The sequence below is a fragment of the Nitrosospira sp. Nl5 genome, from assembly GCF_900102495.1.
Lineage (GTDB): Bacteria > Pseudomonadota > Gammaproteobacteria > Burkholderiales > Nitrosomonadaceae > Nitrosospira.
Window position 1 is genome coordinate 164,714 of sequence record NZ_FMVQ01000006.1, and the last position, 8,787, is coordinate 173,500.

The 8,787-nt window shown below is 60.2% G+C and carries 9 protein-coding genes; 3 read left to right on the top strand and 6 right to left on the bottom strand.

Translation table 11 applies throughout. The annotated features are described in order from the left end of the window. Positions 1–16 precede the first annotated feature (16 nt). From BLP45_RS08110 to BLP45_RS08120, 3 genes are read left to right on the top strand one after another with little or no spacing between them, the layout of a single operon-like run. The gene (locus tag BLP45_RS08110) at positions 17–826 is read left to right on the top strand and encodes a segregation and condensation protein A (RefSeq protein ID WP_090371551.1); all 810 of its coding nucleotides are present in this window, start codon (positions 17–19) and stop codon (positions 824–826) included. Beyond that, complete coding sequence (gene scpB, locus BLP45_RS08115; RefSeq protein ID WP_090371553.1) at positions 792–1,529, top strand: SMC-Scp complex subunit ScpB; 738 nt, start codon at positions 792–794, stop codon at positions 1,527–1,529. Before BLP45_RS08110 ends, scpB begins: the two co-directional genes overlap by 35 nt. 17 nt (positions 1,530–1,546) lie before the next feature. Continuing rightward, entirely contained in the window at positions 1,547–2,173 is a 627-nt protein-coding gene (locus BLP45_RS08120) for a ParA family protein (RefSeq protein ID WP_090371555.1), read from the top strand. A gap of 13 nt (positions 2,174–2,186) precedes the next feature. Here the strand turns inward: BLP45_RS08120 and BLP45_RS08125 are convergent, their stop codons facing one another. The 6 genes from BLP45_RS08125 to BLP45_RS08150 all read right to left on the bottom strand — a co-directional run bounded on the left by BLP45_RS08125 (position 2,187) and on the right by BLP45_RS08150 (position 8,465). Beyond that, positions 2,187–4,280 carry a CopD family protein gene (locus BLP45_RS08125; RefSeq protein ID WP_090371557.1) on the bottom strand — a complete coding sequence of 698 codons (2,094 nt, stop codon included), beginning with the start codon at positions 4,278–4,280 and terminating at the stop codon, positions 2,187–2,189. Positions 4,281–4,394: 114 nt separating this feature from the next. Then, positions 4,395–4,769, bottom strand: a complete 375-nt coding sequence (locus tag BLP45_RS08130; RefSeq protein WP_371128744.1) for a copper resistance CopC family protein — start codon at positions 4,767–4,769, stop codon at positions 4,395–4,397. 145 nt (positions 4,770–4,914) lie between these two features. After that, positions 4,915–5,502 (bottom strand): hypothetical protein, encoded by a 588-nt coding sequence (locus BLP45_RS08135; protein ID WP_256327748.1) that lies wholly within the window; start codon positions 5,500–5,502, stop codon positions 4,915–4,917. 116 nt (positions 5,503–5,618) lie between these two features. Continuing rightward, positions 5,619–6,194, bottom strand: a complete 576-nt coding sequence (locus tag BLP45_RS08140) for a hypothetical protein (protein ID WP_090371586.1) — start codon at positions 6,192–6,194, stop codon at positions 5,619–5,621. Between the two features lie 196 nt (positions 6,195–6,390). Next, positions 6,391–7,641, bottom strand: a complete 1,251-nt coding sequence (locus tag BLP45_RS08145) for a methane monooxygenase/ammonia monooxygenase subunit B (protein ID WP_090371559.1) — start codon at positions 7,639–7,641, stop codon at positions 6,391–6,393. Further along, positions 7,641–8,465, bottom strand: coding sequence for a methane monooxygenase/ammonia monooxygenase subunit A (locus BLP45_RS08150; RefSeq protein WP_090371561.1), 825 nt, complete (start codon positions 8,463–8,465; stop codon positions 7,641–7,643). The genes BLP45_RS08145 and BLP45_RS08150 overlap by 1 nt, the downstream gene beginning before the upstream one ends. Between the last annotated feature and the right edge of the window lie 322 nt (positions 8,466–8,787).

Consider the following 8,787-nt stretch of genomic DNA (forward strand, 5'->3'; position numbering starts at 1 on the left):
GCTTACCCTATTCAGAATGAACGACCTCCTCTCTTCCGCCGCCGTCAGTCCTGTCGCAAAAATTCACGGTGAACCGCTGAGGGAAATGCCCCGGGATTTGTATATTCCGCCGGATGCGCTGGAAGTATTTCTCGACACTTTCCAGGGGCCCCTTGATCTGTTGCTTTATCTCATTCGCAAGCATAACCTGGAAGTGCTGGACATTCCGATGGCTGAGCTCACGCGGCAGTACATGGCCTACGTCGAAATGATGCGTGCCAGTCAACTGGAGTTGGCAGCAGAATACCTCTTGATGGCCGCAGTGCTGATCGAAATCAAGTCCCGCATGCTATTGCCCCGGCCAGCTGCCAGGGCTGAAGAGGATGGTGACCCACGCGCCGAGCTGGTGCGCCGGCTGCTGGAATATGAGCAAATGAAACTTGCTGCACAGCGCCTTAATGAATTGCCTCAGGCCGAACGGGATTTTGCGGTGGCACGGCTATGGACGGATCAGACGGTAGTTAAGCGCCTGCCGGATGTGAGCATGGATGATCTGCGTAATTCCTGGCTTACGCTCATCGCCCGCTCCCAGGCGAATCGCAGGCATCATATTACTCGCGAGAAACTTTCGGTTCGCGCACACATGAGCCGCATTTTGCGCCAGCTGCAGGGGCATCAATTTATTGAGTTCAGGGAATTGTTCAGCCCTACGGCCGCGGTGGCGGAAGTAGTGGTAACTTTTCTTGCGCTACTGGAGCTGGTCAGGGAAAATCAGGTGGAGGTTACCCAGCCTCAAACCTTCGGAATCATCTATGTCAAATCAATCAGTTTCCTTACTACCGTCTAATTCACCCGGTTCATCCACCCCCGATGAAATTAAGCGGATTCTGGAAACCGCATTGCTCACCAGCCAGGATCCGCTGCCGCTGTCCGAACTGAAAAAATTGTTCAACGAAGAACTGAGTGCGGAGATTCTGCGCAGATTGCTTGATGAGTTGCGGCATGATTGGGATGAGAAAGGGGTAGAACTGGTCAATGTCGCCGGCGGCTGGCGCTTCCATGCCAAACCGGAGATGCAGAAATTTCTCGACCGGTTGAATCCGCAAAAACCTCCGCGCTACTCGCGCGCAGTGCTGGAAACCCTTGCTATTATTGCTTACCGCCAGCCGGTAACCCGTGGCGACATAGAGGAAATTCGCGGGGTTACGGTTTCCAGTTCGGTGCTTAAAGCGCTGGAGTCGCGTGGCTGGATAGATACTGTTGGACATCGGGATGTTCCCGGAAGGCCTGCTTTGTATGCGACTACCGCGGATTTCCTCAACGATCTTAATCTGCGTTCCCTGGAAGAATTGCCGCCGCTGGAGGAACTGGGTTCCCTGCTTGAACCCAGGGAAAATGCGGGAAGCACAGAATTATTGTTGCCCACGGAGCCGGTGCCGGCCGATGAAGGTGTAGAGACGGCGCAGCTTTTACAAATCTCTCGGGGAGCAGAGCAGGAATGTGACGTTAGCGGCATTCCTGCTCAACGAGGAAAGGCGAGAAATGAATAAGACGATGCAGAGCTAGGATGCGAACAATTCTGGTGGCAAACCCCAAGGGGGGATGTGGAAAAACCACGCTGGCGACCAATCTGGCCGCTTATCTGGCCGGACAGAACCAGCGGGTAGCTATGTGGGACCTGGATCGTCAGAAATCATCGCTGGATTGGCTCGCGTTGCGTGCGGCCGAGTTGCCGGCGATCACCAGCCTGGATGCGGACCGCAATGAAATTAATCCAGTTATTCCGGATAACAACGACTGGTTGGTGCTGGACTCACCCGCCGGCATACATGGCAAGAATCTTGCTCAGGCATTGAAACTTGCGCACAAGATTGTCGTACCGGTGCAGCCTTCGATATTCGACATGGCCGCCACCCGGGATTTTCTGGACCGGTTGATGGAAGAAAAAGCCGTGCGGAAGCACAAGGCTTTTATTGGTATTATTGGCATGCGCGTGGATCCCCGGACTCGCGCCGCGGCGACTCTGGAACAATTTCTCAAGCAGTATGACCTTCCCATTCTCACTTACCTGCGCGATACCATGGTGTATGTCAACGCCGCTTTCACTGGCAAAAGTATTTTCGATCTCCCATCCTATTTAGCTGAACGCGATCTGACGCAGTGGCAGCCGCTGATTGAATGGGTGGAGACTTAGGGTAAGTTGTCGCTCAATGCACATGGTCCCCCGGGGGTGGCAGTATCTCCTTTTCCCGGTTGAGCTGGGCGACCTGCTGCATCAGCATCTCGGTATCGCGCCAGCCGGGGCCATCGGCGTCCGGAATCCAGCGCGCGCGCAGATAGCCGAAGCGGTCGACCAGGAACTCCATATGGTCGGGCAGCGTGCCCTCACCCAGCAGATCGGGCTTGTTGAGCGTGCGGCGGAACAAGGTATAGCTTTGCACAATCCCGGCGGCTCCCTGCGTGATCACCGGGAAAGGCACGTCGGCGGCAATGGCTGCCAGCTCCTGCGGGGCCAGATCATCCTCCGGCACCGCCAGCAACACCGTATTGGCGGCCTGCAGCGCCGGGGAGAGCCGGCTTAGCGCCTCCAGCCGCTCCCGCGACTGCGGCCACGAGAACAGCACCAGCAGCACATTCTTCTGCCCGCGGAAATCCTTCAGGGTGCCGCTTGCGCCGTCGCTGGCGGAATAGGAGAAATTGGGCGGGCCCATGGCCGGCTGGGGCTGATTGGGGACCACCCTGGGACTCATCAGGCGCGCCTGGTAGCCGCGGGACATGGCATGCAGGAAGTTCACCACGTCCCAGCGATCCTCTTCCGAGAGCTTGTCGGCAAAGGTGGGCATGCCGGTATCGGGAATGCCGTAGGTCAGCCAATGAAAGAAATCCCCCGCAGTATGCTTGGCGGTGTGGGGCTCGGTGAGCATGTCCACCGGCGGCTTGGCGAAGCTCTTGGCCAATACGCCGTTGCCCTTGCCCTGGAGCCCATGGCAAGCCACGCAGTTCTCGGCGAACAGGGCCGAGCCGTTGGCGATGGAAATGGTATCGAACGGCACCGGGGTGCGGCGGTAGGTCTCCGGGTAGGCGTCGATGGCCAGGGGCGGCAGTCCCACCGCCAGGGCCAGCAGCGCCAGCACCGCCGGGATGCCCAGGCGGCGCTTTTTGTCCCATTGGCGCACCCGCCCCAGGGCGACGGCGCCGGTCGACAGGACCAGCAGGGCGACGCCCAGCCAGACGCGGATCATCACGCTCGGCTCGCCCCAGGTGGCGGCCAGGGAGAAGCGGAAGGAATACGGCCAGTTCTGGATGATGGCATGCTTGGCCGGGACGGTGTTGGCCACGATGGTCGCCAGCAGCACGATCCCCAGCGCGAGCACGAATTCGAAGCTGACCCATTTCCTGAGCTTGGCGCCGGCCGCCGCGCCATTATCCGAAGCCGTGTCCGGGGCGGGCATGCCAAGCAGCGGCAGCCAGGTGGAACGGGCGCGCGCGGCAATGATGAGCACCACGCCCAGCAGGGCGATTTTGGCGTTGAGCAGCCAGCCGTATTCGGTAGCAACCAATGCGCCATAGCTGGTATCGACCATGCGGTCGGTAATGATGATGCCGGTTGCGATCACGGCCAGCATGACCGGCAAGGCCATGACGGAGAAGCGCCGGAGCGCCTGGGCGCCGGCCTGGACCGCTTCTTCGCGCGACTGGAACAGTTCGTGGATGCGGGCGATGGCGCCGGTCTGGATGCCGGGATGGGGCGCGCGCGCAGTGGGCTGGGTGCAGGCGAAACAGACGACGAGGAAGGCCGGCAGGGCACCGAACCAGACGCTGGCCAGGATGATGTGCAGGGCGTACGGCAGGACCGATAGCAAGGACAGTTCTTCGGCGGCGGAATGGCTCGCGAGGGAGCCGACCGCCAGGGTGAGGGTGGCGACACTGGCGCACAAGACGTAGCGCCAGCGCGCTGCCGGTGCGCGGCGGATGTAGAGGGCGATGGCGGTGACCAGGACCGCCAGCACGGCGCGCCCCACCCAGATGTGGCCCATGCGGGTGTTCTGGATGAGCGCGAGCCAGGCCTGCGGGCGCCAGGCATTATCGTCCACCCCGGTGGCCTGGGCGGTGGTGGTGGCGAGGATGCCCAGCAACCCCGCCAGCAGGAGGAAGCCCAGCCACGGCAAGGCGCGCTGCAGGCGCGCAACCCACGGGGAGTGAAACGATCCGGCAATGGCAAGGAAGACGCAACTGCCGACCAGGATCATGTTGGACGCAAGCTGTAACCAGCGAAGGAGCGTCGCGATGACCTCGATCATCCTGAATCCGGCAGTAGCGAACTCACCTTATCGGTGAAGGTCAAGTGACGCAAAAGGTCTTTGTGAATCATTGCGCTAAATTAAAAGATGAGCGGTCAACTGCCGGATTCAGGATCACTGTTGTTGCGCTTTGCTCTTTACTGTGAAGTCGTAGGACGAGTCAACCACGTGCCCGTCCACCGATAACACGCGGAACTTGACCGTGTACTTGCCGGAAGCCAGTTCCGGCAACGGCAGGACGATGGCTCTGGGGTCGTCGGCGGCAATATGGGGCTTGACGTCGGTGACAGGAGTCTTGTCGGGGCCGAGAAGGGCCAGCGAGGCGTAGTCCTTTTCGATTTCTTCATTGAACCAGAGCCGCACCTGCCCCGGGGTGACGGTGAGCACCGCGCGCCGCGGGGGCTCTGCCTTGACCAGCATGGCGTGGGCCAGGGCGGGGGCGCTGGGCAGGAACAGCGCCATGGCCAGGATCAGCGCGCCGCCGCGCATGCGGGCAAAAGCCATTGCCATCCATAATTTCATTCTCACTCCTCCTTCATGACACTGCACCCGAGGGAGCAGGTATATGATTTGACTGTCTTGCCGCAGTATGGTTCGAAGCCCCTGATCCCGCCGGGGCTTCGACGGCTAGCCTTCAGGCGGCGCTGATATCCACGGATTTACGCCGGCCGCGCAGGAAGACCACTGCCCCGATGCCGATCGCGGCGACGATGCCGCCGATCAGGAAGGGGGAGACGCCTTTTGGCTCGCCCACCGAGAAGGGGAAGCGCGAGACGTATTCCTCCTGTTTTTCGCGTACGGTGACGAGGCCGACGAATTTGCCGGGCTGGGCAAAGTCATATTCGAAGTTGATGGACCCGTTGGGGTAGACTTTGGCCGGGATATGCAGGATGGTGATGGCATCCAGGTTCTCTTCGGCGCCCGCGGGCGCGCCCGTGTCGCGGATGATGCGCACTTCGGTGGTCAGGGGGCGCAGGGCGTCTTCAATGTAGTCGAGCGCCACGACGGTGCGCCCGGTTGCCGGAATGTCTTCGCAGAATTCTTTTTCCTGGGTGCTTTCCGGCTGGTAGCCGGTAAAGTGCATGGTGTAGGGGCCGATGGTGAGTTTGCAGACGTCGTCGGCCAGGGAGAGGCCGCCGTGGGCCTGGACCGGCGCGGAAAAGGGCAGGCCGAGGGTGAGCAGTAAACATACGACAGCAGGTTTCAGAAATGGTGAGGACATTATCAAAATCGCCTATATGGGTAGGATGAATCGTGGGTCTGCTCATGCGGCTTGGCGAGCGGACCGGTGTGCCAGTTGTGTGTCAGTTGCCTGGAGCCGGCGGGATGCGCCGGCATCTAGGTGCGGCGGGATGCGCGCCAGCGCTGGACCCGTTTCGATTTCATGAGCTTGTACGCAAACAGGGTCAGCAGCAGCAGGCCGATCAAGGGGCCGACCGCGGTGCGGAAGATGTTGGCGTAGTTGATCATCTGTACCCGCAAGGGGTACTGGTAGCGCAAGGGAGGCTGTCCTTCCGCGGTAATGATGATGGTGTACAGTCCCTGGTCCAGGCTGGTCTCTCCCTTGATCACGCCATCGGGGTGGTAGCTCGGGCGCAGGTAGGTCACGGTTTCGTCTTCTGTCTCGCTGGTGCCTCTGATGACCCGCATGCCGATGGGCATGTCCCGCAGCGCCTGGTCTACCAGGTCCACCACCAGGTAGGTGTTCCCGCCCTTGGGAATGTCGGTGCAGTATTGCGCGCTCGGTTCGAATTGGGGCTGGTAGGCGCTTAAATGCACCATGCTGTCGCCAATGCGGCGCACACAACTGTCTTCTTCCAATGCGACCTTTCCATGCGCAGCGGCTGCGCCGGCATACAGTGCCGCAATCAGGATGAGAACCGCGGCGCCTGCCTGTGTCACTTGCCTAACCACGAACGGGTCCTCCCGCTTGGAAACTATGATGATCCACTGTTCAAGCCGCGCCGGTGGCAATACCGGGGCGAAGGTAATCGATTACGCATGCCTCAAAAAAACACCGATCCACCTTTCCGTCTGGCGACGGCGGCGGACCGGTGTCTTTGCCTTGACTGCCCAGCAGCTGTCGGACTTGTGAAGTCCGACAGGTTGCCTAGAGCTTGGTGAAGACCGGGATGACCGCGCCGGCTATGCTGTTGATGTTGCGGTCGCCAGCGTCGTTCCAGGTCATCAGCAGGCCGCCAAAACGGCTCTCCGGATCGCCCAGCAACGCCATCAGCCGCTGTACTTCCCACAGCGCATCCTTCGCTTCCATCTTGACTTCGCGTGTCTCCCCAGGCTGGATCGGTGCCTCATTGTCCATCGACAGGCCGGTGGCCACCAGTTCTTTCGGGTAGTTGCGGTCCAGGTGCTTCAAGCCCACTTTGTTGATGAACCGTACGCCAGCGGTGGTGAATTCGCCAATCCGGTAGGCGCTGTCGCCACTGTTGGTGATGTTCATGGTCACGCGCAAGGCCCGTCCCGGTACGTCGTAGTTGGCATGGGTCACTTTGATGGCGATGGGGTTGGGTTTCACCGGCATCGGTTGCACTTTGGATTCACCCGCCTGGATGGGAACGGTATACGGGTGTTTGTTTTCCGTATAGCGATAGCCGCCCCAGACGATGCCAAAGGTCATGATGAGGACGATCCAGGCCACTTTCTTGTCCATCGGGTCCAGCAGCAGGTCGTCACCATAGGCCAGCAGGACGCGGCTGCGCGGCAGGAACATGGGCCGGGCAACGTAGTAGCCGATCCAGAAGACGCCCAGTCCCAGCCACAGCAGGTGCCAGAAGATGCCGTTGCTGAAGTTGAAGGTCTCGGTGTCGATGGTCTCGCCGGTCAGGAGTTTGATGGGGTTGGTGAAGTCGTCCCAGCTGCCGGTGATGTTCATCCAGGCGGCGGGGCCGGCAATCGGGCCCGCATCCTTGATGTTGACCATGGCGTGCATGTGGTGGCGTCCCGGGATGCGCGCTTTGAGCTTGACTTCGAAGGCGTAGTCGCGCCCGATTTCAAGCGGGCCCGAGATCATGGTGGGCTCGCCGTTCAGCTTGGTGGAGAGCCGCACGAAGACGGGACTTGGGCTGCCAACGTTGAAGAAGGCGCGACCCGGTTTGCCCACCGCGCGCGGCCAGTCTTCGGCTAAGTGGAATTTGCCGGTCATGGTGGCCATGTCGTTGACTTTGGTGGTCTCGGGGCCCCATTTCATGTCGTACCATTGGATGGTGCGCATGCGCAGGAAGGGTTCCTGCGAGCGTTCGCCGTGCGCTGCCGCCGGGCTGATGTCAAGTGCGACGGTGAGCGCCAGGGTGGCCATGCCGGCCAGCCCCAGGACGCTTGATTTGAACAGTTTTTTTGCGTTCATTATTTGATCCCCTCTGGAAACCCTTCTTCGCCGTAGGCGGTGACGTCGTTTTTCATGGTGACTCGCCCTCTGGCGCCTTTGACGTAGTAGAAGGCGGTGCAGTAGAGTTTGCCAAAGTACCACCAGACGCAGAACATGAGCATGGAGACGAAGGCGGCGAAGAACGCGGCAATGACGGTGGTGTGGCCGCCAAAGGTGCGCAATGAGCCTTGTTCGATCAGGCGTACATATTCAGGGGTGCCGGTGCGCACGTACAGGAAGCCTGTGTAGTCGGCCAGCGAGAGCAGGACGCCTTCGGCGACCAGCGGCAGGTGGGTCGGGCCAAAGATGGGCCAGTTGCCAGGGTAGAACAGCAGGCCAAAGGCGCCGCCGCCAACCAGTGCCGTGATCATCCAGTTGCGCGTCAGCAGCAGGACGGTGTCCATGACGAGTGCACCAGGGATCATGGTGGAGGGAAAGACGAAGTTGATGGGGTAGTGCGACCACCAGTAGAAGCCCCAGTAGCGGGTCAGCCATTCACCTACCAGCAGGCAGACGATGCATAAGGTGGCGCCAAAGGGGAGCCGGTAGTTCACCCACAGGTAGTACATGATGGTGGCACAGTAGGTGATGCCAACAATGGGGGTGACGACAGGCCACCATTGCCGGTCTTTCCAGTCCAGCCAGAAGTCCCAGTCGCCCGCCAGCAGCATGAAGTGCATGTGGTAGGTCCCAACCAACAGGATGCATAGAATGGGGAAATAGATTACGTCGATCATTCTGGACATCTTTACTGCTTCCGGCGGCATCTTGGCCGCCCTTAAAATTTCATCTGTTCTGCTCATCGCGCCCTCCCCTCAAGTATGTCGTACGATTCTTTCATGTGAAATAGGTGTTGCCTGTGCTGCTGGCGACCGTGAGGTTGCCGTGTGCTTTATGACCCGCGCGCCTTTTCCAGTCTTCGCGGGTGTTCAGCCGGTGTTTGCCGCATGTGTTGGGCGTCCGGATTTTGGCCGCCCCATCCGATGGTGCAGGATGGGGCGGCGGTGTTTCCGGTGTCAGTCTCTCGCTGTCAGGATGTGCCGTTTAGGGGACGATCCGGTTGTTCAAGATGACTTTGCTCTGGTTGTTCCAGATGACGTCGGTCAGGTTGGAGTAGCGGGTGAT